The sequence below is a fragment of the Pseudomonas sp. 22526 genome, from assembly GCF_052044735.1.
Classification (GTDB): Bacteria; Pseudomonadota; Gammaproteobacteria; order Pseudomonadales; family Pseudomonadaceae; genus Aquipseudomonas; species Aquipseudomonas piscium.
Map to the genome: position 1 here is coordinate 230,738 of NZ_JBQENK010000008.1, position 23,516 is coordinate 254,253.

Consider the following 23,516-nt stretch of genomic DNA (forward strand, 5'->3'; position numbering starts at 1 on the left):
AAGACTCGAACTTCCACGGCCTTGCGGCCACCAGCACCTGAAGCTGGCGTGTCTACCAATTTCACCATCTGGGCAGTATCAGCAACGTTGCCGCTGTTGATGGGGCGAACTATACGGAGCGTCTTTGAATCTGTAAAGCCCTGTTTTGACTTAGATTCAATAAATCAAACACTTAGAATGCAAAAACCCGCTTTCGCGGGTTTTTGGGGGAGTCTGAAGATTCAAAGGATCTGCAGCTCTGAATTGGTGCCCAGAAGAAGACTCGAACTTCCACGGCCTTGCGGCCACCAGCACCTGAAGCTGGCGTGTCTACCAATTTCACCATCTGGGCAGTATCGGCAACGTCTCCGTCGTCGATGGCGCGCACTATACGGACCACCTTTTGAGCTGTAAACCCCTGATCTTGAAAATATTGAAAAAAATTCGCCGACGGCTTTTACAGGATGCTTCTGAAGCCTTGAAAGGACTTTTCGGAGCCTGTCTTAGCCTGAAATTTCCCGTTTCAATACGCGTATGCCAAACTAACCCGCATATAGACAAGGTGAAATTTATCTAATGGCCGATTGGCAGTCCCTCGATCCCGAGGCCGCTCGTGAAGCGGAAAAATATGAAAACCCTATCCCTAGCCGCGAACTGATCCTTCAGCACCTTGCTGATCGGGGTTCGCCTGCTAACCGCGAACAGCTGGTCGAAGAGTTTGGTCTGACCACAGAAGACCAGATCGAGGCCCTGCGTCGCCGCCTGCGCGCCATGGAGCGCGATGCCCAACTGATCTACACCCGTCGCGGCACTTATGCGCCGGTGGACAAGCTCGACCTGATCCTCGGCCGCATCAGCGGTCACCGTGACGGCTTCGGCTTCCTGGTTCCCGATGACGGCAGCGACGACCTGTTCATGAGCCCGGCGCAGATGCGTCTGGTGTTCGATGGCGATCGTGCGCTGGCCCGGGTTTCCGGCCTGGATCGCCGTGGTCGCCGTGAAGGCATGATCGTCGAAGTGGTGTCCCGTGCTCACGAGAGCATCGTCGGCCGTTACTTCGAAGAGGGCGGCATTGGTTTTGTGGTGGCGGACAACCCGAAGATCCAGCAGGAAGTGCTGGTGACCCCGGGCCGCAATGCCGGCGCCAAGATTGGCCAGTTCGTCGAGGTGAAGATCACCCACTGGCCGACTCCGCGCTTCCAGCCGCAAGGCGACGTGGTCGAGGTCGTGGGCAACTACATGGCCCCGGGCATGGAAATCGATGTTGCCTTGCGCACCTACGATATTCCTCACGTCTGGCCTGAGGCAGTGCTGAAGGAAGCCGGCAAGCTCAAGCCGGAAGTCGAAGAGAAGGACAAAGAGAAGCGCATCGACCTGCGCGATCTGCCGTTCGTCACCATCGACGGCGAAGACGCCCGCGACTTCGACGATGCGGTTTACTGCGAAGCCAAGCCTGGCAAGCTGCGCCTGTTCGGCGGTGGCTGGAAGCTGTACGTGGCGATTGCCGACGTTTCCAGTTACGTGAAGATCGGTTCGGCGCTGGATGCCGAGGCTCAGGTGCGCGGCAACTCGGTGTACTTCCCCGAGCGTGTGGTGCCGATGCTGCCGGAGCAGCTGTCCAACGGCCTGTGCTCGCTGAACCCGAAAGTCGATCGCCTGGCCATGGTGTGCGAGATGACCATCTCCAAGTCCGGCGAGATGACCGACTACCAGTTCTACGAAGCGGTGATCCACTCCAAGGCGCGCCTGACCTACAACAAGGTCAGCACCATCCTCGAGCAGCCGAAAACCAGCGAAGCCAAGCAGCTGCGTGGCGAGTACGCCGATGTCGTGCCGCACCTCAAGCAGCTTTATGCGCTGTACAAGGTGCTGCTCGGTGCCCGCCATACCCGTGGCGCCATCGACTTCGAGACTCAGGAAACCCGGATCATCTTCGGTTCCGAGCGCAAGATCGCCGAAATTCGCCCGACTACTCGCAACGATGCGCACAAGCTGATCGAGGAATGCATGCTGGCGGCCAACGTGGCCACCGCCGAATTCCTCAAGAAGCACGAAATCCCTGCGCTCTATCGCGTCCACGACGGCCCGCCGCCAGAGCGCCTGGAAAAACTGCGCGCCTTCCTCGGCGAGCTTGGCCTGTCCCTGCATAAAAGCAAGGACGGCCCGACGCCGAAGGACTACCAGGCATTGCTGGAAAACATCAAGGATCGTCCGGATTTCCACCTGATCCAGACCGTGATGCTGCGTTCGTTGAGCCAGGCGGTGTACAGCGCTGACAATCAGGGCCACTTCGGCCTGAACTACGAAGCCTATACCCACTTCACCTCGCCGATTCGCCGTTACCCGGACCTGCTGACGCACCGGGCGATTCGCAGTGTCATCCACTCCAAGCAGAACACCCCTCACGTGCGTCGTGCTGGTGCGATGACCATTCCGAAGGCGCGCATCTATCCGTACGACGAGGCGGTTCTCGAGCAGCTTGGCGAGCAGTGCTCGATGAGCGAGCGGCGTGCCGACGAAGCGACCCGCGACGTGGTGAACTGGCTCAAGTGCGAGTACATGAAGGATCGCGTGGGCGAGTCGTTCCCGGGCGTGATCACCGCGGTGACCGGTTTTGGCCTGTTCGTCGAACTGACCGATATCTATGTCGAAGGTCTGGTGCATGTCACGGCGCTGCCGGGCGACTACTACCACTTCGATCCTGTGCACCACCGCCTGGCGGGCGAGCGCACCGGCCGCAGCTTCCGCCTGGGTGACAGTGTGGAAGTGCGGGTCATGCGCGTCGACCTGGACGAGCGCAAGATTGACTTCGAGATGGCGGAAAAAACCATCAGCGCGCCGATCGGTCGCAAAAAACGCGGCGCGGTCGATGTGCCTCCGGCCAAGACTGCTGCCGAGCCTGCTCCGGCCAAGACCGGCCGTCGTGGCCCGGCCAAGGAAAAGCCGGTCGAGGCCTACCGCTCCAGCGATGCCGCGGCGAAAAACGCCGAAGTGCGCAAGAGCCGTGAAATGAAGCAGGCGTTGCTGGCCGAAGCCAAAAGCGGCGGTAAAGCGGCGTCTGGGGGAAAGTCCGGGAAGCCGGCGTCCAAGCCGAGCAAACATCGTAAAGGCCCGCCGAAAGCGGGCGCAGGTCCTGCGGCGAAAAGCGGCGGGGCGCGTAAACCCAAGGCCAAGTCATGAGTCAGTTGGAAAAGATCTACGGCGTGCACGCTGTAGAAGCATTGCTGCGTCACCACCCCAAGCGCGTCAAGCAGATCTGGCTGGCCGAAGGCCGCAGCGATCCGCGCGTGCAGGTGCTGGTGGACCTGGCCGGGCAGAATCGCGTGGCGGTCGGTCAGGCCGAGCGTCGCGAAATGGATGCCTGGGTCGAAGGCGTTCACCAGGGCGTCGTGGCTGAAGTGAGCCCGAGCCAGGTCTGGGGCGAGGCGATGCTCGATGAGCTGCTCGACCGTACCGAAGGCGCGCCTCTGCTTCTCGTGCTGGACGGTGTGACCGACCCGCACAACCTCGGCGCCTGCCTGCGTACCGCCGATGCGGCTGGCGCGCTGGCGGTGCTGGTGCCGAAAGACAAATCGGCGACCCTGACCCCGACCGTGCGTAAAGTCGCGTGCGGCGCCGCGGAAGTGATCCCGTTGGTGGCCGTGACCAACCTGGCGCGCACCCTGGAAAAGCTTCAGCAGCGCGGCCTGTGGGTTGTCGGCACGGCTGGCGAAGCCGAGCAGGAACTCTATGATCAGGACCTGACCGGGCCGACCATCCTGATCATGGGCGCCGAAGGCAAGGGTATGCGTCGCCTCACCCGCGAGCATTGCGATTTCCTGGTGCGCCTGCCGATGGCCGGTAGCGTCAGCAGTCTCAACGTCTCCGTGGCTACCGGCGTGTGCCTGTTCGAGGCCACGCGCCAGCGTGCGGCCAAGGCCAAGGGCGCAGCCAAGAAGGCCTGAGTTTCCTCCCTCCATGCAGGCGCGAGCTTGCTCGCGATAGCGACCCGACTCAGGTGCCGCAATCGTGAGCAGGCCCGTCCGGCAGGTTTGGCGTGCCCTGGCGCCAAATTGTTCAAATAATCACCAATTGCCTTGCGCCGCTGTTGCCCCTTCTCTACAATTGCGCCCCTTGCCGTTGCGGCAGGCGCATATGTGCCTATCTCTGGCAAGACACACAAGTGTCATTCACTCCTTGTCTGACCGCTTTTGAGCGGCAGGCTACAACCCGTAAGGAGCATTCATGCGTCATTACGAAATCATCTTTCTGGTCCACCCTGACCAGAGCGAGCAAGTCGGCGGCATGGTTGAGCGTTACACCAAGCTGATCGAAGAAGACGGCGGCAAAATCCACCGTCTGGAAGACTGGGGCCGTCGTCAACTGGCCTACGCAATCAACAATGTTCACAAGGCTCACTACGTGATGCTGAACGTTGAGTGCACCGGTAAAGCCCTGGCTGAGCTGGAAGACAACTTCCGTTACAACGATGCTGTGATCCGTAACCTGGTCATCCGTCGCGAAGAAGCCATCACTGGCCAATCCGAGATGCTCAAGGCTGAAGAGAACCGCAGTGAGCGCCGTGAGCGTCGTGACCGTCCTGAGCATTCTGACAGCGCCGATGGCGATGACAGCGATAACAGCGACGCCAGCGATAACGCTGACGAGTAATCCACGGACCTTTTGAGGAGCCAATTACATGGCACGTTTCTTCCGTCGTCGTAAATTCTGCCGCTTCACCGCTGAAGACGTGAAAGAGATCGATTACAAAGATCTCAACACTCTGAAAGCCTACGTATCCGAGACCGGCAAAATCGTTCCAAGCCGTATCACCGGTACCAAAGCTCGTTATCAGCGTCAGCTGGCCACCGCTATCAAGCGCGCCCGCTTCCTGGCCCTGCTGGCCTACACCGACAGCCACGGCCGCTGAGACCGGGCAGTCGACAAGTAGTAAGGGATTGAATGCATGCGCGCCTTAGCTGAGTTCATCATGCGCGGCCGTATGCAGGCCACTCTGGTAGTGGCCGGATGTGCGGCATTGCCGTTGTTGTATTGGTTGGGTGCTGCTGCGGGAAGCCTGGTGCTCCTGCGGCGCGGTTTGAGCGACGCCCTTGGTGTCCTCGCCCTGGGATTGCTGCCGGCATTGTTCTGGTGGCTGTATTCCGGCGATCCACGCGCACTCATGGTGCTGCTGGGGTCTTCGGGCCTTGCGTTGGTTTTGCGCGCAAGCGAATCCTGGAACCGTGTGCTGCTGGTCAGCATAGCGCTGGGCCTGGTGTTTGCTGGAGTGCTGGGTGTGGCTTACCGCCCCCAGATCGAGATGCTCTCGCAGGAGTTGGTAAAAATCCTGCCGTTGGCCCTCGGTGATCTCTACCAGCAACTGTCGGTTGAAGAGCGGGCTCGTCTCGCCTCACTGATTGCACCGGTCCTGACCGGCCTGATAGCGGCCTTGTTGCAGGTCGTCAGTGTGCTGAGCCTGATTGTCGGGCGCTACTGGCAGGCGTTGTTGTACAACCCGGGTGGTTTTGGGCGCGAGTTTCGCGCTATCAAGCTCCCGCTGGGACTGGCGATGTTGCTGCTGGCCTGCATGCTGCTGGGACCGAATCTCGGTCCACAGATGGCGATGCTGACGCCGTTGTGCAGCGTACCGCTGGTGTTCGCCGGGCTGGCCCTGATTCACGGGCTGGTGGCGCAAGGGCGACTGGCCAGGTTCTGGCTGGTGGGGTTGTACGTAACGCTGTTGCTGTTTATGCAGCTGATCTATCCGTTGCTCGTGGTGTTGGCCATAGTCGACAGCCTGATTGATTTTCGCGGTCGTTCGGCGCCGAAAGACGCTGATAACGGCTCTGCGAACGGTGAAGGTTAAAAGTTAAGAGGTTATTACCAAATGGAACTGATCCTGCTGGAAAAAATCGCCAACCTGGGCAACCTGGGCGATAAGGTAAACGTTAAGGCTGGTTACGGCCGTAACTACCTGCTGCCTTTCGGCAAAGCCACCGCTGCTACCGCTGCCAACCTGGCTGCGTTCGAAGCGCGTCGTGCCGAGCTGGAAAAACTGGCTGCAGAGAAAAAGGCTTCTGCCGAAACTCGCGCTGCCCAACTGGCTGAGCTGGAAGTGACTATCACTGCCACCGCTGGTGACGAAGGCAAGCTGTTCGGTTCGATCGGCACCCACGACATCGCTGATGCACTGACCGCCTCCGGCGTTGAAGTGGCAAAAAGCGAAGTTCGTCTGCCGAACGGCACCATCCGCAACGTAGGTGAATTCGACGTAGCCGTGCACCTGCACGCCGAAGTTGAAGCCACCGTACGCGTTGTCGTGGTAGCAGCTTAAGCAGTACTTGTCGGCTGGCACCCTCGGGAGCTAGCCGGTAACATCGGGCACGATCCTGTTTACAGGTCGTGCCCTTTGTCTTTCTGTACCCTCAGTTTTTCAAACCCCTGCTTTTCCTAAAAAACCAAGTGGCCATGAACGATATCTCCGCTCCCGAGCAATACGATCTGCAAACCGCTGCCCTGAAGGTGCCGCCACATTCCATCGAGGCCGAACAGGCCGTGCTCGGTGGTCTGATGCTGGACAACAACGCCTGGGAGCGGGTGCTCGATCAAGTCTCCGACGGCGACTTCTATCGGCATGACCACCGCTTGATTTTCCGCGCGATCGCCAAGCTGGCCGATCAGAACATGCCGATCGACGTCGTGACCCTGTCCGAGCAGCTGGACAAGGAAGGCCAGACGTCCCAGGTCGGCGGCCTGGGCTACCTGGGCGAGCTGGCGAAGAACACGCCGTCGGTGGCCAACATCAAGGCCTATGCGCAGATCGTTCGCCAGCGCGCCACCCTGCGCCAGCTGATCGGCATCAGCACCGAGATCGCCGACAGCGCCTTCAACCCCGAGGGCCGCACCGCCGAAGAGATCCTCGACGAAGCCGAACGGCAGATCTTCCAGATCGCCGAAGCCCGTCCGAAGACCGGCGGCCCGGTGGGCGTCAACGAGTTGCTGACCAAGGCCATCGACCGTATCGACACCCTGTTCAACACCGACAACGCCATCACCGGCCTGTCCACCGGCTACACCGACCTCGACGAGAAGACCAGCGGCCTGCAGCCAGCCGACCTGATCATCGTCGCCGGCCGTCCGTCCATGGGTAAGACCACCTTTGCCATGAACCTGGTGGAAAACGCCGTATTGCGCAGCGACAAGGCGGTGCTGGTGTACTCCCTCGAGATGCCAGGCGAATCGCTGATCATGCGTATGCTGTCGTCCCTCGGCCGTATCGACCAGACCAAGGTGCGTTCCGGCCAGCTGGAAGACGACGACTGGCCGCGCCTGACCTCGGCGGTCAACCTGCTCAACGACCGCAAGCTGTTCATCGACGACACCGCCGGTATCAGCCCTTCGGAAATGCGTGCGCGGACCCGCCGCCTGGTGCGTGAGCACGGCGACATCGCCCTGATCATGATCGACTACCTGCAGCTGATGCAGATCCCGGGTTCCAGCGGCGACAACCGGACCAACGAGATTTCCGAGATCTCCCGTTCCCTCAAGGCCCTGGCCAAGGAATTCAACTGCCCGGTAGTGGCCCTGTCCCAGCTCAACCGCTCCCTCGAGCAGCGTCCGAACAAGCGCCCGGTGAACTCCGACTTGCGGGAATCCGGAGCGATCGAGCAGGACGCCGACGTCATCATGTTCGTGTACCGGGACGAGGTGTATCACCCCGAAACCGAGCACAAGGGCATTGCCGAGATCATCATCGGCAAGCAGCGGAACGGCCCGATCGGCTTTATCCGCCTGGCGTTCATCGGCAAGTACACCCGCTTCGAGAACCTCGCGCCGGGCAGCTACAACTTCGACGACGACGAGTAAGGCCGCAGGCAAGCCTCCCAGGTCATAGTGTTCCTGTAGGAGCGAGGCTTGCCCGCGATAAACGCCCCACCGATTTCCGACCATGGTCGTCGGAATTGGTCATTTTTTGTGCTATATTCCGCGCCCGCGAATTTCTCTGTAAATAAACGCGCCCTTATCTACACCTATACCGGTCATCGACATGCAAGCAGCCAAGCCGTTATTTGACTATCCCAAGTACTGGGCCGAATGTTTCGGACCGGCGCCGTTCCTGCCGATGAGCAGGGCGGAGATGGATCAGCTCGGCTGGGATTCCTGCGACATCATCATCGTCACCGGTGATGCCTACGTCGATCACCCGTCGTTCGGCATGGCGATCATCGGCCGGCTGCTGGAGTCCCAGGGCTTCCGCGTCGGGATCATCGCCCAGCCGAACTGGCAGTCCAAAGACGATTTCATGAAGCTCGGCGAGCCGAACCTGTTCTTCGGCGTCGCGGCCGGCAACATGGACTCGATGATCAACCGCTACACCGCGGACAAGAAAATCCGTTCCGACGACGCCTACACCCCGGGTGGCCTGGCGGGTAAGCGTCCGGACCGCGCCAGCCTGGTCTACAGCCAGCGCTGCAAGGAAGCCTACAAGCACGTGCCGATCGTCCTGGGCGGCATCGAAGCCTCCCTGCGCCGCATCGCCCACTACGACTACTGGCAGGACCGGGTACGCAACTCGATCCTGATCGACGCCAGCGCCGACATCCTGCTCTACGGCAACGCCGAGCGGGCGATTGTCGAAGTCGCCCAGCGCCTGTCCTACGGGCACAAGATCGAAGACATCACCGACGTGCGCGGCACCGCGTTCATTCGCCGTGACACGCCGCAGGGCTGGTACGAAGTGGACTCCACGCGTATCGACCGTCCGGGCAAGATCGACAAGATCATCAACCCCTACGTCAACACCCAGGACACCCAGGCTTGCGCTATCGAGCAGGAAAAAGGCCCAGTCGAGGATCCTCAGGAAGCCAAGGTCGTGCAGATCCTGGCCAGCCCGAAGATGACCCGGGACAAGACCGTGATCCGCCTGCCGTCGATGGAAAAGGTGCGTAACGATCCGGTGCTCTACGCCCACGCCAACCGCGTGCTGCACCTGGAAACCAACCCGGGCAACGCCCGTGCGCTGGTGCAGAAGCATGGCGAGATCGATGTCTGGTTCAACCCGCCGCCCATCCCGATGACCACCGAAGAGATGGACTACGTGTTCGGCATGCCGTATCAGCGCATCCCGCACCCGGCGTACGGCAAGGAGAAGATCCCGGCCTACGACATGATCCGTTTCTCGGTGAACATCATGCGTGGCTGCTTTGGCGGCTGCACCTTCTGCTCGATCACCGAGCACGAAGGCCGCATCATCCAGAACCGTTCCGAAGAGTCGATCATTCGCGAGATCGAAGAGATTCGCGACAAGGTTCCAGGTTTTACCGGGGTCATCTCCGACCTCGGCGGCCCGACCGCGAACATGTACCGCATCGCCTGCAAGAGCCCGGAAATCGAATCCGCGTGCCGCAAGCCGTCCTGCGTGTTCCCTGGCATCTGCCCGAACCTGAACACCGATCACTCGTCGCTGATCCAGCTGTATCGCAGCGCCCGCGCCTTGCCGGGGGTGAAGAAGATCCTGATCGCTTCCGGCCTGCGCTACGACCTCGCGGTCGAGTCGCCGGAATACGTCAAGGAACTGGTGACCCACCACGTCGGTGGCTACCTGAAGATCGCCCCGGAACACACCGAGGAAGGTCCGCTCAACCAGATGATGAAACCGGGCATCGGTACCTACGACCGGTTCAAGCGGATGTTCGAGAAGTACTCCAAGGAAGCAGGCAAGGAGCAGTACCTGATTCCGTACTTTATCGCCGCGCACCCGGGCACCACCGACGAAGACATGATGAACCTGGCCCTGTGGCTCAAGGGCAACGGTTTCCGCGCCGACCAGGTGCAGGCGTTCTACCCGTCGCCGATGGCCACCGCCACCGCCATGTACCACTCGGGCAAGAACCCGCTGCGCAAGGTCACCTACAAGAGTGACGGGGTGACCATCGTCAAGAGCGAGGAGCAGCGTCGCCTGCACAAGGCGTTCCTGCGTTACCACGATCCGAAAGGCTGGCCGATGCTGCGTGAAGCACTGACCCGCATGGGCCGCGCCGACCTGATCGGGCCGGGCAAGCACCAGCTGATTCCGTTGCATCAGCCGGCTACCGACAGCTACCAGAGCGCCCGTCGCAAGAACTCGACGCCGGCTGGCAGCCACAAAGTGGCCAAGGAAACCACCAGGATCCTCACCCAGCACACCGGCCTGCCGCCACGGGGCAGCGACGGCAGCAACCCGTGGGACAAGCGCGAACAGGCCAAGGCCGCCGCGATGGCCCGCAACAAGCAGGCCGCCAAGGAACGCACGGATGCGGCCAAGGGCAAAGGCAAGAAGCCGACCCGCAAACCGGTCGTGCCCCGCTAAGGCAGCTGCTGTACAGACACAACGCCAACCCCAGGGTTGGCGTTGTGCATTTCGCGATTCGGGTTTGTTAAGGTGCGCCCCAGGATTGGCATCGACTCAAGGAAGAGCAGCGTGTTACGTCGCAGGAAAACCCCGCAACAACAGCAGATCGAAGACAAGCTGCTGCTTCTCAAGACCGCCGAATGGCTCGCCTGGCAGCCCTATGTGCGGCGCTTCGGGGTGATTCATATCGCGGTGATGATGACGACAGTCTTCAGCCTCTCGTTGACCGCGGCGCAGGTGCCCCATCTGTATTTCCCCCGGGACTTCGAGGTCGCCAACTACGCCCTGATGGCGATGCTGGGCGTTGGCCTGCTGATGAGCCTGTGCTTCCTGCTGGTGATCCGCGGTTACCCGCGCGGGGCCTGGGCCTTGTTCGGCGCGCTGGTGTTGTGCCTGGCGTGTGCGCTGCTGGTCCTGCTGGATTCCCGCCAGCGCCTCTTCCCGGCCTTTGTCCTGTGCATCCCCCTGACCGGGCTGTACCTGATGAGTACCCGGCGCTACCAGCGCGGGCTCAAGGTGCTGCAGGTGGCGGCGCGCAAACGCCGGCGCCTGCGGCAACTGGAAGCCGGCCTGAAGCGGCTGCGCTGACCGCCGGCTACATCCTGTCGCCACATTTATGTGCAACCCTGCGCACGCCAAGGCACGCACCGCGCGCTTTTGGTGCTGTACTGCCCACAGCCGTTGGGGGGAAACGCCGGGACTGGTGCTCTGGCATAAGTCTTGCGCGCTTTCCTGTACGTTCAGGCCCGCAGGAGGCACGCCGTGTCGATCCATGTCGCATTGCACCATGTCACGCATTACCGCTACGACCGCGCGGTCGAACTCGGCCCGCAGATCGTTCGCCTGCGTCCGGCGGCCCATAGCCGCACGCGGATTCTCTCCTATGCGCTGAAGGTCCAGCCCGAGCAGCACTTCATCAACTGGCAGCAGGACCCCCAGGGCAACTACCTGGCGCGCCTGGTCTTCCCGGAAAAGACCGACGAGCTGCGCATCGAAGTCGATCTGCTGGCGGAGATGGCGGTGTTCAATCCGTTCGATTTCTTCCTCGAGCCCTACGCGGAGAAGATCCCCTTCGCCTACGCCGCCGACGAGCAGCGGGAGCTGGCGCCTTACCTGGAAACCCTGCCGTTGACGCCGAAGTTCAAGGCGTATCTGGCGGGCATCGACCGCACGCCGCTGCCGGCGGTGGATTTCCTGGTGGGTCTGAACCAGCGGCTGAGCGAAGACATCGGCTACCTGATCCGCATGGAGCCGGGCGTGCAGACGCCGGAGCAGACCCTCGACAAGGCTTCCGGCTCCTGCCGCGACTCCGCCTGGCTGCTGGTGCAGCTGCTGCGCAACCTGGGGCTGGCCGCGCGGTTTGTTTCCGGCTACCTGATCCAGCTGACCGCCGACGTCAAATCCCTCGATGGCCCGTCCGGTACCGAGGTGGACTTCACCGATCTGCACGCCTGGTGCGAGGTGTACCTGCCCGGCGCCGGCTGGATCGGCCTGGACGCCACTTCCGGGCTGTTTGCCGGGGAAGGGCATATCCCGTTGGCGTGCAGCCCCGATCCGTCCTCGGCGGCACCGATCAGCGGCCTGGTGGAGCCTTGCGAATGCGAGTTCAGCCACGAGATGTCGGTGGAGCGGGTCTGGGAAGCGCCGCGGGTCACCAAGCCCTACACCGAGGAGCAATGGCTGGCGATCCAGACCCTGGGCCGGCAGATCGATGCCGACCTGCTGGCGGGCGACGTGCGCCTGACCATGGGCGGCGAGCCGACCTTCGTTTCGATCGACGACCCGGATGGCGCCGAATGGAACACCGCGGCCCTCGGGCCGAACAAGCGCCGGTTGTCCGCCGAGTTGTTCCAGCGCATGCGCAACCACTACGCGCCCAAGGGCCTGGTGCATTTCGGCCAGGGCAAGTGGTACCCGGGCGAGCAACTGCCGCGCTGGTCGCTGAACTGCTATTGGCGCCGCGATGGCGTGTCGATCTGGCACAACGCCGCGCTGATCGCCGACGAGCACGAAGACTACGGCGCCGACAGCGAGCTGGCCGGGCGTTTCCTGGCCAGCGTCGCCGAACGCTTGAAACTGCCGCCGCGCTTCGTGTTCCCGGCCTATGAAGACAATTTCTACTACCTGTGGCGCGAAGGCAGCTTGCCGCAGAACGTCAGCGCCGAGGATTCGCGGCTGGCGGACGAGTTGGAGCGGGCGCGCCTGCGCAAGGTGTTCAGCCAGGGCCTGGACAAGGTCATCGGCCAGGTCCTGCCGCTGGCCCGTACCGCCAGTGGCGACCAATGGCAGAGCGGCCGCTGGTACCTGCGCGACAGCCATTGCCGGCTGGTCCCGGGGGATTCGCCCCTGGGTTATCGCCTGCCGCTGGCATCCCAGCCCTGGGTGACGGCGGCGGAGTACCCCTATGTCCATCCCACCGATCCGAACCAGGAGCTGCCCGAGCTGCCGGACAGCGCGCAACTGCGTGAGCATGGCGAGGCGGCCGAGGCCGATGAACGGGTGCCGCAGATCGACCAGTCCGCCGACTGGCTGACCCGCACCGCATTCTGCGCCGAGGCGCGGGGCGGGCGCTTGTACCTGTTCATGCCGCCCCTGGAGCGCCTGGAGGATTACCTGGAGCTGGTCAGCGCCATCGAGGCCACGGCCGAAGAGCTGCATTGCCCGGTGTTGCTGGAGGGCTACGAGCCGCCGAGCGATCCGCGCCTGAGCAACTTCCGCGTCACCCCGGACCCGGGCGTGATCGAGGTCAACGTACAGCCGTCCGCCAGTTGGGACGAGCTGGTGGAGCGCACCGAATTCCTCTACGAACAAGCCCGGCAGACCCGCCTGACCACCGAGAAATTCATGATCGACGGGCGCCACACCGGCACCGGCGGCGGCAACCACTTCGTGCTGGGCGGCGCGACGCCGGCGGACTCGCCCTTCCTGCGCCGGCCGGACCTGTTGCGCAGCCTGATCAGCTACTGGCACAACCATCCGTCGTTGTCCTACCTGTTCTCCGGGCTGTTCATCGGCCCCACTTCCCAGGCGCCGCGGGTCGACGAGGCGCGCAACGATGCCTTGTATGAGCTGGAAATCGCCTTCGCGCAGATGCCTGAACCGGGCGAGGAGTGCCCGCCGTGGCTGGTCGATCGGCTGCTGCGCAACCTGTTGATCGACGTCACCGGCAACACCCACCGCGCCGAGTTCTGCATCGATAAGCTGTACTCGCCGGACGGCGCCACCGGGCGCCTGGGCCTGCTGGAACTGCGCGCCTTTGAAATGCCGCCCCATGCGCGCATGAGCCTGGCCCAGCAACTGTTGCTACGGGCGCTGGTGGCGCGCTTCTGGCGCGAGCCCTATGCGCCGGCCAAGCTGGCGCGCTGGGGCACCGAGCTGCACGATCGCTTCCTGTTGCCGCACTTTATCGAGCAGGACTTTGCCGACGTCATAGTCGAGCTCAATGCCGCCGGCTATCCGCTGCGCGCCGAATGGTTCGCCGCGCACCTGGAGTTCCGTTTCCCCAAGGTCGGCGATTACGCGGTCGGCGGTGTCGAGTTGGAGCTGCGCCAGGCCCTGGAGCCTTGGCATGTGCTGGGGGAGGAGGGTTCCGCTGGCGGCACGGTGCGTTATGTCGACTCGTCGCTGGAGCGTCTGCAGGTCAAGCTCACCGGGCTGGCCCCGCAGCGCTACCTGCTGACCTGCAACGGCGTCGCGGTGCCGCTGCAACCCACCGGGCGGGTCGGGGAGTTCGTCGCCGGGGTGCGCTATCGCGCCTGGCAGCCCTTCAACTGCCTGCAGCCGACCATCCCGGTGCATGCGCCCCTGGTGTTCGACCTGCTCGACACCTGGATGCAGCGTTCCCTGGGCGGTTGCCAGTACCACGTGGCCCACCCGGGCGGGCGCAACTACGACAGCCTGCCGGTGAATGCCAATGAGGCCGAAAGCCGGCGCATGGCGCGCTTCTTCCGCCTGGGGCATAGCCCCGGCACCTTGTCGGTGCCGAGCCTGACGATCAACGACGAGTTGCCGATGACACTCGATTTGCGACGTTTCTAAAGCAGGCGCGACACCCGGGTGTTTCGCATATCCGGGTGTCATGTGTCTGCGTTAATCTGACTTACCTTGCCGTCTGCCGAGCTCTCCATGCCTGACCTGCTTGACCACTACCCGCTGACGGCGGGTACCTACCACGAACTGCTCGACGCCAGCGGCGCGGTGCGCCCGCACTGGCGCCGGCTGTTCGACCAGTTGCAGCGCAGCACGCCGGCGCAGTTGATGCAGCGCCAGGCCCTGCTGACCCGGCAGATCCAGGAAAACGGCGTCACCTACAACGTCTATGCCGACCCCAAGGGCGCCGACCGGCCGTGGGAACTGGACCTGCTGCCCCATGTGATCGCCGCCGATGAATGGCAGCAGCTGTCCGCCGGGATCGCCCAGCGGGCGCGTTTGCTCAATGCGGTACTGGCCGACCTGTACGGCCCCCAGCGGCTGATCAGCGAAGGCCTGCTGCCGGCGGAGCTGGTGTTCGGCCATAACAATTTTCTCTGGCCGTGCCAGGGCATCCAGCCGCCGGATGGCGCTTTCCTGCACCTGTACGCGGTCGACTTGGCGCGCACTCCGGACGGGCGCTGGTGGGTCACCGCCGACCGTACCCAGGCGCCGTCCGGTGCCGGCTACGCCCTGGAAAACCGCATGATTGTGTCCCGGGCCTTTCCGGACCTGTACCGCGACCTGCAGGTGCAGCACCTGGCCGGGTTCTTCCGCACCCTGCAGGAAACCCTGGCCCGCCAGGCACCCCGGGACGACGAAGCGCCACTGATCGTGCTGCTGACCCCGGGGCGTTTCAACGAGAGCTATTTCGAGCACCTGTACCTGGCGCGCCAGCTCGGTTATCCGCTGGTGGAGGGCGGCGACCTGACGGTGCGCGACGCCACGGTCTACCTCAAGACCTTGAGCGGCCTGCGGCGGGTGCACGCGATCATGCGCCGGCTCGACGACGACTTCTGCGACCCGCTGGAGCTGCGCACCGACTCGGCCCTCGGCGTGCCGGGGCTGCTGGAGGCGGTGCGGCGGGGCCGGGTGCTGGTGGCCAATGCGTTGGGCAGCGGTGTGCTGGAATCGCCAGGCTTGCTGGGTTTCCTGCCGAAGATCTGCGAGCACCTGTTTGGCGAAGAACTGATCCTGCCGTCGGTCGCCACCTGGTGGTGCGGCGAGGCGCCAGTGCTGGCCCAGGCCCTGGAGAAACTTCCGGAGCTGCTGATCAAACCGGCGTTCCCGTCCCAGAGCTTTGCCCCCTTGTTCGGCCGCGACCTCTGCGAGAAAGAACGCCAGGCCCTGGCCGAGCGCATGCGGGCGCGGCCTTATGCCTATGTCGCCCAGGAACTGGCGCAGCTGTCCCAGGCGCCGGTCTGGCAGGCCGAGGACAGCCAGTTGCAACCACGGGCCATCGGCATGCGGGTGTATGCCGTGGCCAGCCGCGACGGTTATCGGGTGCTGCCGGGCGGTCTGACCCGGGTGGCCGCCGAGGCCGATGCCGAAGTGGTGTCGATGCAGCGCGGCGGCGCCAGCAAGGACACCTGGGTGCTGGGCGAGCGTGCGCCCAGCGGCGAACAGTGGAAGGGCCAGCGGACCATCGGCGTGCATGACCTGGTGCGGCGCGATCCGTACCTGCCGTCGCGGGTGGTGGAAAACCTGTTCTGGTTCGGCCGTTACTGCGAGCGCTGCGATGGCAGCGCGCGGCTGTTGCGGATCATGCTGGCGCGTTATGTCGACGGCGATGATCCGCAGGCCTTGCAGGCGGCGGTCGATCTGGGCGAAAGCCTGATGCTGCTGCCGGACGAGGGCGAGCTGCCCGAGCGTCTGTTGGCGGCCCTGCTGGGGGACGATTGGTCCTTCAGCCTGCGCTCCAACCTGCAGCGCCTGCAGTGGGCGGCGTCCCAGGTGCGCGGCAAGCTCTCGCGGGAAAACTGGCAGGCCCTGGTGGAATTGCAGCGCGAAGCCCTGGCGCTGGAGGCCCGCGAGCCGGACTTTGGCGAGTTGCTGGACTTCCTCAACCGCCTGGTGATGTCCCTGGCGGCGCTGTCGGGCTTTGCCCTGGACGACATGACCCGCGACGAAGGCTGGCGCTTTTTGATGATCGGCCGGCGCATCGAGCGCCTGCAGTTCCTCAGCAGCAGCCTGGCGGCCTTCCTGCGCGGCGCCACCGCGTTCGACCAGGCCGGGCTGGAGTGGCTGCTGGAGCTGGGCAACAGCAGCATCACCTACCGTTCGCGCTACCTGGCGGTGGCGCAGCTGATCCCGGTGCTCGACCTGTTGCTGCTCGATGAGCAGAACCCCCACGCGGTGCTGTTCCAGCTGAAGCTGGTGACCCGGACCCTCAATCGCTTGAACGACGATTTCGGGGTGCCGCGCGAGGCCGGCTTGCCCGTGCTGGTGAGGCGCCTGTCGCGCTTCGACCTGGGCTGCCTGGAGAACCCGCTGTTCGGCGAGGCCAGCGTGCGCGCGGCACTCGAAGGCCTGGCCGACCTGTTGCAGGAAATCGCCGACGCCAGCGGGCAGGTTTCCGACCGCCTGGCGCTGCGGCATTTCGCCCATGTCGACGATGTCAGCCAACAAACGGTGTCCGTCTGATGAGCGCTCATTACCAGATTTTCCACGATACCCATTACCACTACGACAGCCCGGTGTCCCTGGCCCAGCAGCTGGCGCACCTGTGGCCGCGGGCCTGCGCCTGGCAGCATTGCAGCCAGCAGGAACTGCTGATCAGCCCCGACCCCACCACCCGCCGCGACGAGCTGGATGTGTTCGGCAACCCGCTGACCCGCCTGGCGTTCGAGCGCCCCCATGACGAGTTGCTGGTCAATGCGCAGCTGACGGTGGAGGTGCTGGCCCGGCCTGCGCTGGACTTCACCCGGTCATTGCCCTGGGACGCCACCCGCAATGCGCTGACCTACAGCAGCCGGCCGTTGTCCGCGGCCTTGATGGAGGCGTGCCGCTATCGCTTCGAGTCGCCTTATGTGCACCTGAAGAAGAGTTTCGTCGAGTTTTCCGAAAGCTGTTTCCCTGCCGGGCGCCCGTTGCTGTTGGGGGTACAGGCGTTGATGGAGAAGATCTTCAGCGAGTTCACCTTCGATGCCGAAGCCACCCAGGTAGCGACGCCGCTGGTGGAGGTGCTGGAGCGGCGGCGCGGGGTCTGCCAGGACTTCGCCCACCTGATGCTGGCGTGCTTGCGTTCCCGCGGTTTGGCGGCGCGTTATGTCAGCGGCTACCTGCTGACCCAGCCACCGCCGGGGCAGCCACGCCTGATCGGCGCGGATGCTTCCCATGCCTGGATTTCGGTGTTCTGCCCGGTGCTCGGTTGGGTGGATTTCGACCCGACCAACAATGTGCAGCCGGCACTGGAGCACATCACCCTGGCCTGGGGCCGGGACTTTTCCGATGTCTCGCCGTTGCGCGGGGTGATTCTCGGCGGCGGCAGCCACGACCCGGAAGTGCGGGTGACGGTGATGCCGCTGGGCGAAGTCATCATTCCTCTGTAGCCGCTGCCGCAGGCTGCGTTCGGGCGCGTAGCGGCCGTGCTTTTGAGGCCGCAGGAAGGTTCTTCGAACCTTATCGCAGCCTTCGGCAGCGGCTACAGGCTTTACAGGAGTTTTTTATGTTCCCGGTATCGATCAAAGGCGTGCTGCAATCCCCCGAAGGGTTGGTGGTGCTGATGCTCAACGAGCGTGACGAGTGGGAGCTGCCCGGCGGGCGGATCGAACTGGGGGAGACGGCGCCGCAATGCCTGGCGCGGGAGATCGAGGAAGAGCTGGACGTGCGGGTGGCGGTGGAGGAGCCGCTGGATTCGTACCTGTTCGAGGTCATCCCCGGCAAGCATGTGTTTATCTCGACCTATCGCTGCCGGCTCCTGGGCGGGTTTGTGCCGACCCTCAGCCACGAGCACAAGGAAATCGGCCTGTTCGCAGCCGACCGACTACCGGCCAACTTGCCACAGGGTTATCGCGATTCGATTGTCAAAGCCTTGGGTATCCGAGGGTCGGCAACGGATGGCCGACCCCAGATCCCGAGGGCCTGATAGGCGTATCAGGCCTGGCGGGTCTCAGGCCTTGGGAGCCTGATCGTCTGCTGTATTGGCGTCGTCGACGGCCACTTCGTCTTCTGTATCCGGGCTCGGTGCGCCGGCTTCTTCAGCGGCCGCTTTCTTGCGTTGCAGCTTTTCCTCTTTCTTCTGCTCCTTTGCCAGGTCTCGCTGACGTTTGGCGAAGGAGTAATTGGGTTTAGCCATGGGCGATCCTCTGGGGTCGAAGGTGAGGTTGAGCGGCGCGTATTCTGCCCTGTATCGGAGCCCGGCGGTTAATCGGGTTTCTGCTCGGCCCATTTGGGGGCTATCGTGGGTTGCCAGGCTTGCAGCGCATCCAGCAGTTTGCGCGGCGATTCGCTCACTTGCAGCATGTCACGGTGCGGGGCGCGAACGAAGCCTTCGCCGACGATGTGATCGAGAAAACCCGTGAGCTTCTCGTAGAAGCCATTCACTTCCAGCAGCCCCAGGGGCTTGGCGTGGTAGCCCAGCTGGCCCCAGGTCCAGACCTCGAACAATTCTTCCAGGGTGCCCAGGCCGCCCGGCAGTGCGATAAAGGCGTCGCTCAGCTCGGCCATGCGGGCCTTGCGGGCGTGCATGCCGTCGACCACCTCCAGGCGCGTCAGGCCCGGATGGCCGATTTCCTTGTCCTTGAGGCTCTGGGGAATGATGCCGATGACTTCGCCGCCGGCCGCCAGGGCCGCGTCGGCGACTATGCCCATCAGGCCGACAGCGCCACCGCCATAGACCAGGGTCAGCTTGCGTTCGGCCAGATGGCGCCCGAGGGCTTCGGCGGCCTCGCGGTAAGCCGGGTTGGTGCCGGTGCTGGCACCGCAGAACACGCATACAGACGTTAAAGACATGCCTTACTCCATGGTCGGTGAGGGCCACAGAGTAATGGCTGGCCGGCTGCGCTCCAAGGGTCAATCCTCGCGGCGGGGGCTTTCATAGGTACCGCTGGCGCCACAGGCGTAGGCGGCGAGCAGGCTGCGGAACAGGCTGTTGAGGTGCATGGCAGACACTCCGATAGTGATGTGCGCCGAGCATAGGTCCGCGGCAGTTGGCTGGCTGTTTGATTCTCTCGATCAGGCCGATAGCGCAAAGTTGTATACAATTTCTTGATTTGAATCATAGGAACTTGTGAAAAATTCAGGCAGTCTTCACCTCCATGGATTCAGATGGATTTTGTTAACCCTGCCTTGGAGATTCACCATGTTTGCCAAACTCGTTGCGGTATCCCTGTTGACACTGGCCAGCAGCCAGCTGATGGCCGCCGAATGCAAGGTCGATGTCGACTCTACCGACCAGATGTCCTTCAACACGAAGGAAATCACCATCGACAAGAGCTGCAAGACCTTCACCGTGAACCTGACCCACTCCGGCAGCTTGCCGAAGAACGTCATGGGCCATAACTGGGTACTGAGCAAAAGCGCGGACATGGTCGGCATCGCGACCGACGGCATGGCTGCCGGCATCGACAAGGACTACCTGAAACCAGGCGACAGCCGCGTCATCGCCCACACCAAGATCATCGGCTCTGGCGAAAAAGACTCGGTGACCTTCGACGTGTCGAAGCTGACCGCCGGCGAAAGCTACGAGTTCTTCTGCTCGTTCCCGGGCCACAACTCGATGATGAAAGGCGCTGTGGTGCTGAAGTGATCCTGCATTGCTGAGAAGGCGCCTCTAAGAGGCGCCAGATAGCCACAAAAAACGCCGTGCTCTTGCAAGAGAGCACGGCGTTTTTTATGCCTGCCTTGTAGCCGCTGCCGAGCCCGCGAGGCTGCGTACGAGGACGCAGTCCTCGCAAAACCTGTCCACGCGGCCCATCGGCTGTAACGCGGTGCCTGGTTTTGCGACCGCTCCGCGGCCGTGCGCAGCCTCGCGGGCTCGGCAGCGGCTACAGGCTGTTTATGGCGCGAACGGCATCACGCGTTTGTGATGGGTCTTGTTGTAGGTGTTGCAGATGATCTTGAACGCTTCCTCGCGCACCGGCTGGCCATGGAGGAAGGCGTCGATCTCGGCGTAGGTCACGCCGTGGGAGGCTTCATCCGGCTTGCCTGGAGACAGGTCCTCGAGGTCGGCGGTAGGGATCTTCTCCACCAGCGACTCCGGCGCGCCGAAATGCCGGGCAACGGCCCGCACCTGGTTCTTCACCAGCCCGCTCAGCGGCGCCAGGTCGCAGGCTCCGTCGCCGAACTTGGTGAAGAAGCCCATCACCGCTTCGGCGGCGTGGTCGGTGCCGATCACCAGGCCGTGGGCGGCGCCGGCGATGGTGTACTGCGCGACCATGCGCATGCGCGCCTTGGTATTGCCGAGCACGAAGTCCCGGGTTACCGCCTGGTGGCCTTCGAAGGCCGCCACTTCATTGGCCAGGGACTTGACTGCCGGCCCGATGTTCACGGTGTGGCGTTCGTCGGGTTCGATGAAGTCCACCGAGGCCTGGGCATCGTGTTCGTCGAACTGCACATCGTACGGCAGGCGCACGGCGATGAAACGATAACCCTGGTCGCCGCTGCTGGCGCGCAGTTCGCGCACCGCCCGCTGGGCCAGCAGGCCCGCAGTCAGGGAGTCGACGCCACCGCTGATGCCCAGCACCAGGGTCTTGAGCCCGGAATTGAGCAGGCATTGCTGGATGAACGCGACCCGCCGGGCGACTTCTGCCTCGAGAGCGGCCTGGTCCTTGAAAGGGGGTTGGACCTTGAGCTGTTCAGCAATCTCACGCTGTACGGCTTGCATGATTCACTCCTTGCTTGATGTGCCAGAAAGGGCGGCAGGTACTTGGAAAACGTGGCGCAGATAAGCGACGAAGTTGGGATCCTTGCAATGGGTCTTGCCCGCTTCGTCGGAGATCTTGGCGACGGGCTGGCCATTGCAGGCGGCCATTTTAAGCACGATGCTCATCGGCTCGACACCGGGAATATCGCACGTCAGGTTGGTGCCGATACCGAAGCTGACATTGATCCGACCACGCAACGCGCGAAAAATCTCCAGGGATTTGGGCAGCGTCAGGCTGTCGGAGAACACCAGGGTCTTGCTCATCGGCTCGATGCCCAGTTTCAGGTAATGGGCGATGGCTTTTTCCGCCCAGACGATCGGATCGCCCGAGTCGTGGCGCAAACCGTCGAACAGCTTGGCGAAGTACAGATCGAAATCGTTGAGGAAGGCGTCGGTGGTGATGCAGTCGGTCAGGGCGATCCCCAGCAGGCCACGGTATTCGCGGACCCAGCAGTCGAGGGCGGCGATCTGGCTGTCGATCAGCCGCGGCCCCAGTTGCTGGTGGGCCATGATCCATTCGTGGGCCATGGTGCCCAGGGGTTTCATGTCCAGCTCGCGGGACAGGTGCACGTTGCTGGTGCCGACGAATCGCCCGGGGAAGTCGTGCTTGAGCACGTTCACCACTTCTTCCTGGACCCGGTACGAGAAGCGCCGGCGGGTGCCGAAGTCGGCCACCTGCAGGTGCGACAATTCATCGGCGCTGGCGTTGGCGCTCAGCCAGTCGAACTTGCGATACAGCTGCTCGCGGGCCTGTTCCAGGACGACTTCGCGGTAGCGATAGCGGTTGCGCACCTCGCTGACGATCGCCAGCATCGGCACTTCGAACAGGATCACATGCAGCCAGGGCCCGCGCAGGCGGATGAACAGCTCGCCGTTCTCGATACCGGTATGCACATAACGCAGGTTGAAGCGGAACAGCCCGAGAAAGCGCAGGAAGTCCGGTTTCAGGAAGCTGATGCGTTCGAGAAAGCTCAACTGGTCGGCGCTCAGGCTCAGGTCGGCCAGGCGCTCGAACTGGTAGCGGATCTCTGCCAGGTAGGGGCGCAGGTCTTCGCTGTTGCGGCAGCGGAATTCCCATTCGACTTCCACGTTGGGGTAGTTGTGCAGCACCGCCTGCATCATGGTCAGTTTGTAGAAGTCGGTGTCGAGCAGGTTCTGCACGATGCGATCGGCAAACACACTCTCGCTCATAACGGGAATCTCCATGCTGGCCGCGACCAAGGGCGCGGCTTTCCAGCTTGTTCAATGAAGGCAGTAGTGGCGCATATCCGCTGTGGGTTTTGCCAGCGTTTTTTGCTTTGGGGGCGATGTCCAGGCTGATGGCCTCATCGCGGGNCGATAGCGCCCGTGCGGCCTGCACCCATCCTGGATCAGGCCGGCGTCGGGCTGTCGATCTGCTCCAGCATCCAGCGTACGAAGTCCCGCACCTTGGGCACTTCGGCCGCATGTTCAGGGTAGGCCAGGTAATAGGCATCGTGGCTGGGCATGGCGTAGTCCCAGGCCAGCACCAGCTTGCCCTCGGCCAGTTCTTCCTCCACCAGGAACCGCGGCAGCAGGGCCACGCCGCAGCCGACCTGGGCGGCCCGGATGCACATATAGAAGGTTTCGAAGCGTGGGCCGTGATAGCTGTGCTCGGTGTGATAACCCTGGCTGTCGAACCAGTCATGCCAGGCCTGCGGCCGCGAGGCCAGTTGCAGCAGCACCAGTTCGGCCAACTGCGTCGGGTCGGTGAACGGCTTGTCCGGCAGGCTGCCGGGGGCGCAGACCGCCACCAGCTCTTCGCCGAACAGCTTCAGGCACTCGGTGCCGGGGCGCGAACCCTGGCCGAAGTAGAACGCCATGTCGCTGCGGCCCTGCAGCAGGTCGTCGGCTTCCTGTTCGTTGCACAGGTCCAGGTGGATCTGCGGGTGGCGCAGGCGCCAGCCCTTGAGGCGCGGCACCAGCCAGCGCGCGCCGAAGGTCGATGGGGTGGACACCCGCAGGACTTCGGTTTCGCCACCGTAGGAGCGCAGGTAATGGGTCGACATCTCGATCTGCGAGAGGATCTTGCGCACCTCCACCAGGTACAGGTCGCCGGCCGGGGTCAGCTGCAGGCGCCGGCGTACCCGGCGAAACAGCAGGTGTTGCAGGAGTTCTTCCAGCTGCGCGACCTGCTTGCTGACCGCGCTCTGGGTCAGGTTCAGTTCTTCGGCGGCGCGAGTGAAGCTCAGGTGCCGGGTGACGGCCTCGAAACACTGCAGGGCGGTGATCGAGGGCAGGTAGCGTTTATTCAGCATCGAGGGTTCCTTGTTCTTGTCTCGGCTGCGCAGCATGAATAAACGGAATGATATCTCG

Annotated in this window: 19 protein-coding genes and 1 tRNA gene; 14 read left to right on the forward strand and 6 right to left on the reverse strand. The window is 63.2% G+C overall.

Going from position 1 to position 23,516, the window contains the following annotated elements; translation table 11 throughout:
• Nucleotides 1-244: 244 nt before the first annotated feature.
• A tRNA-Leu gene (locus ACTJKT_RS14615) sits at nt 245-331 on the reverse strand.
• Between the two features lie 224 nt (nt 332-555).
• Between ACTJKT_RS14615 and rnr the strand changes: the two genes are divergently transcribed.
• The 13 genes from rnr (at nt 556) to ACTJKT_RS14680 (ending at nt 18,404) form a co-directional block, all read left to right on the forward strand.
• Nucleotides 556-3,159 (forward strand): ribonuclease R, encoded by a 2,604-nt coding sequence (rnr, locus tag ACTJKT_RS14620; RefSeq protein ID WP_440787579.1) that lies wholly within the window; start codon nt 556-558, stop codon nt 3,157-3,159.
• Nucleotides 3,156-3,923, forward strand: a complete 768-nt coding sequence (gene rlmB, locus ACTJKT_RS14625) for a 23S rRNA (guanosine(2251)-2'-O)-methyltransferase RlmB (RefSeq protein WP_092301453.1) — start codon at nt 3,156-3,158, stop codon at nt 3,921-3,923. Before rnr ends, rlmB begins: the two co-directional genes overlap by 4 nt.
• A gap of 280 nt (nt 3,924-4,203) precedes the next feature.
• Complete coding sequence (rpsF, locus tag ACTJKT_RS14630) at nt 4,204-4,629, forward strand: 30S ribosomal protein S6 (RefSeq protein WP_007921481.1); 426 nt, start codon at nt 4,204-4,206, stop codon at nt 4,627-4,629.
• Nucleotides 4,630-4,657: 28 nt separating this feature from the next.
• Nucleotides 4,658-4,888, forward strand: a complete 231-nt coding sequence (gene rpsR, locus ACTJKT_RS14635) for a 30S ribosomal protein S18 (protein ID WP_002551829.1) — start codon at nt 4,658-4,660, stop codon at nt 4,886-4,888.
• Nucleotides 4,889-4,924: 36 nt separating this feature from the next.
• Nucleotides 4,925-5,824 (forward strand): hypothetical protein, encoded by a 900-nt coding sequence (locus ACTJKT_RS14640; RefSeq protein WP_038582557.1) that lies wholly within the window; start codon nt 4,925-4,927, stop codon nt 5,822-5,824.
• Between the two features lie 21 nt (nt 5,825-5,845).
• Nucleotides 5,846-6,292 (forward strand): 50S ribosomal protein L9, encoded by a 447-nt coding sequence (rplI, locus tag ACTJKT_RS14645; RefSeq protein WP_007921484.1) that lies wholly within the window; start codon nt 5,846-5,848, stop codon nt 6,290-6,292.
• A 134-nt stretch (nt 6,293-6,426) separates the two neighbouring features.
• Complete coding sequence (dnaB, locus tag ACTJKT_RS14650; protein WP_007921486.1) at nt 6,427-7,824, forward strand: replicative DNA helicase; 1,398 nt, start codon at nt 6,427-6,429, stop codon at nt 7,822-7,824.
• A gap of 181 nt (nt 7,825-8,005) precedes the next feature.
• On the forward strand, nt 8,006-10,306 hold the full coding sequence (locus ACTJKT_RS14655) for a YgiQ family radical SAM protein (protein WP_226305411.1): 2,301 nt from the start codon (nt 8,006-8,008) through the stop codon (nt 10,304-10,306).
• Between the two features lie 111 nt (nt 10,307-10,417).
• Nucleotides 10,418-10,936, forward strand: coding sequence for a hypothetical protein (locus ACTJKT_RS14660; protein WP_440787580.1), 519 nt, complete (start codon nt 10,418-10,420; stop codon nt 10,934-10,936).
• Nucleotides 10,937-11,110: 174 nt separating this feature from the next.
• Entirely contained in the window at nt 11,111-14,386 is a 3,276-nt protein-coding gene (locus tag ACTJKT_RS14665; protein ID WP_440787581.1) for a DUF2126 domain-containing protein, read from the forward strand.
• An 87-nt stretch (nt 14,387-14,473) separates the two neighbouring features.
• Complete coding sequence (locus ACTJKT_RS14670) at nt 14,474-16,960, forward strand: circularly permuted type 2 ATP-grasp protein (RefSeq protein WP_440787582.1); 2,487 nt, start codon at nt 14,474-14,476, stop codon at nt 16,958-16,960.
• Entirely contained in the window at nt 16,960-17,868 is a 909-nt protein-coding gene (locus ACTJKT_RS14675; protein WP_440787583.1) for a transglutaminase family protein, read from the forward strand. The genes ACTJKT_RS14670 and ACTJKT_RS14675 overlap by 1 nt, the downstream gene beginning before the upstream one ends.
• A 116-nt stretch (nt 17,869-17,984) precedes the next feature.
• A complete protein-coding gene (locus ACTJKT_RS14680; protein ID WP_226305406.1) occupies nt 17,985-18,404 on the forward strand; it encodes an NUDIX hydrolase in 420 nt (139 codons plus the stop codon).
• Between the two features lie 24 nt (nt 18,405-18,428).
• Here the strand turns inward: ACTJKT_RS14680 and ACTJKT_RS14685 are convergent, their stop codons facing one another.
• Nucleotides 18,429-18,614 carry a hypothetical protein gene (locus tag ACTJKT_RS14685; protein WP_025808046.1) on the reverse strand — a complete coding sequence of 62 codons (186 nt, stop codon included), beginning with the start codon at nt 18,612-18,614 and terminating at the stop codon, nt 18,429-18,431.
• Nucleotides 18,615-18,682: 68 nt separating this feature from the next.
• Nucleotides 18,683-19,270 carry a TIGR00730 family Rossman fold protein gene (locus ACTJKT_RS14690; protein ID WP_440787584.1) on the reverse strand — a complete coding sequence of 196 codons (588 nt, stop codon included), beginning with the start codon at nt 19,268-19,270 and terminating at the stop codon, nt 18,683-18,685.
• A 349-nt stretch (nt 19,271-19,619) separates the two neighbouring features.
• On the opposite strand from ACTJKT_RS14690, the gene azu reads away from it, so the two are divergent.
• Nucleotides 19,620-20,066 (forward strand): azurin, encoded by a 447-nt coding sequence (gene azu, locus ACTJKT_RS14695; protein ID WP_053277219.1) that lies wholly within the window; start codon nt 19,620-19,622, stop codon nt 20,064-20,066.
• A 249-nt stretch (nt 20,067-20,315) separates the two neighbouring features.
• Here the strand turns inward: azu and nadE are convergent, their stop codons facing one another.
• The 3 genes from nadE to ACTJKT_RS14710 form a co-directional block, all read right to left on the reverse strand.
• Nucleotides 20,316-21,143 carry an ammonia-dependent NAD(+) synthetase gene (nadE, locus tag ACTJKT_RS14700; RefSeq protein WP_025808044.1) on the reverse strand — a complete coding sequence of 276 codons (828 nt, stop codon included), beginning with the start codon at nt 21,141-21,143 and terminating at the stop codon, nt 20,316-20,318.
• Between the two features lie 3 nt (nt 21,144-21,146).
• The gene (pncB, locus tag ACTJKT_RS14705) at nt 21,147-22,373 is read right to left on the reverse strand and encodes a nicotinate phosphoribosyltransferase (RefSeq protein WP_009046709.1); all 1,227 of its coding nucleotides are present in this window, start codon (nt 22,371-22,373) and stop codon (nt 21,147-21,149) included.
• Nucleotides 22,374-22,552: 179 nt separating this feature from the next.
• Entirely contained in the window at nt 22,553-23,458 is a 906-nt protein-coding gene (locus ACTJKT_RS14710) for a LysR family transcriptional regulator (protein ID WP_025808040.1), read from the reverse strand.
• Nucleotides 23,459-23,516: the final 58 nt, after the last annotated feature.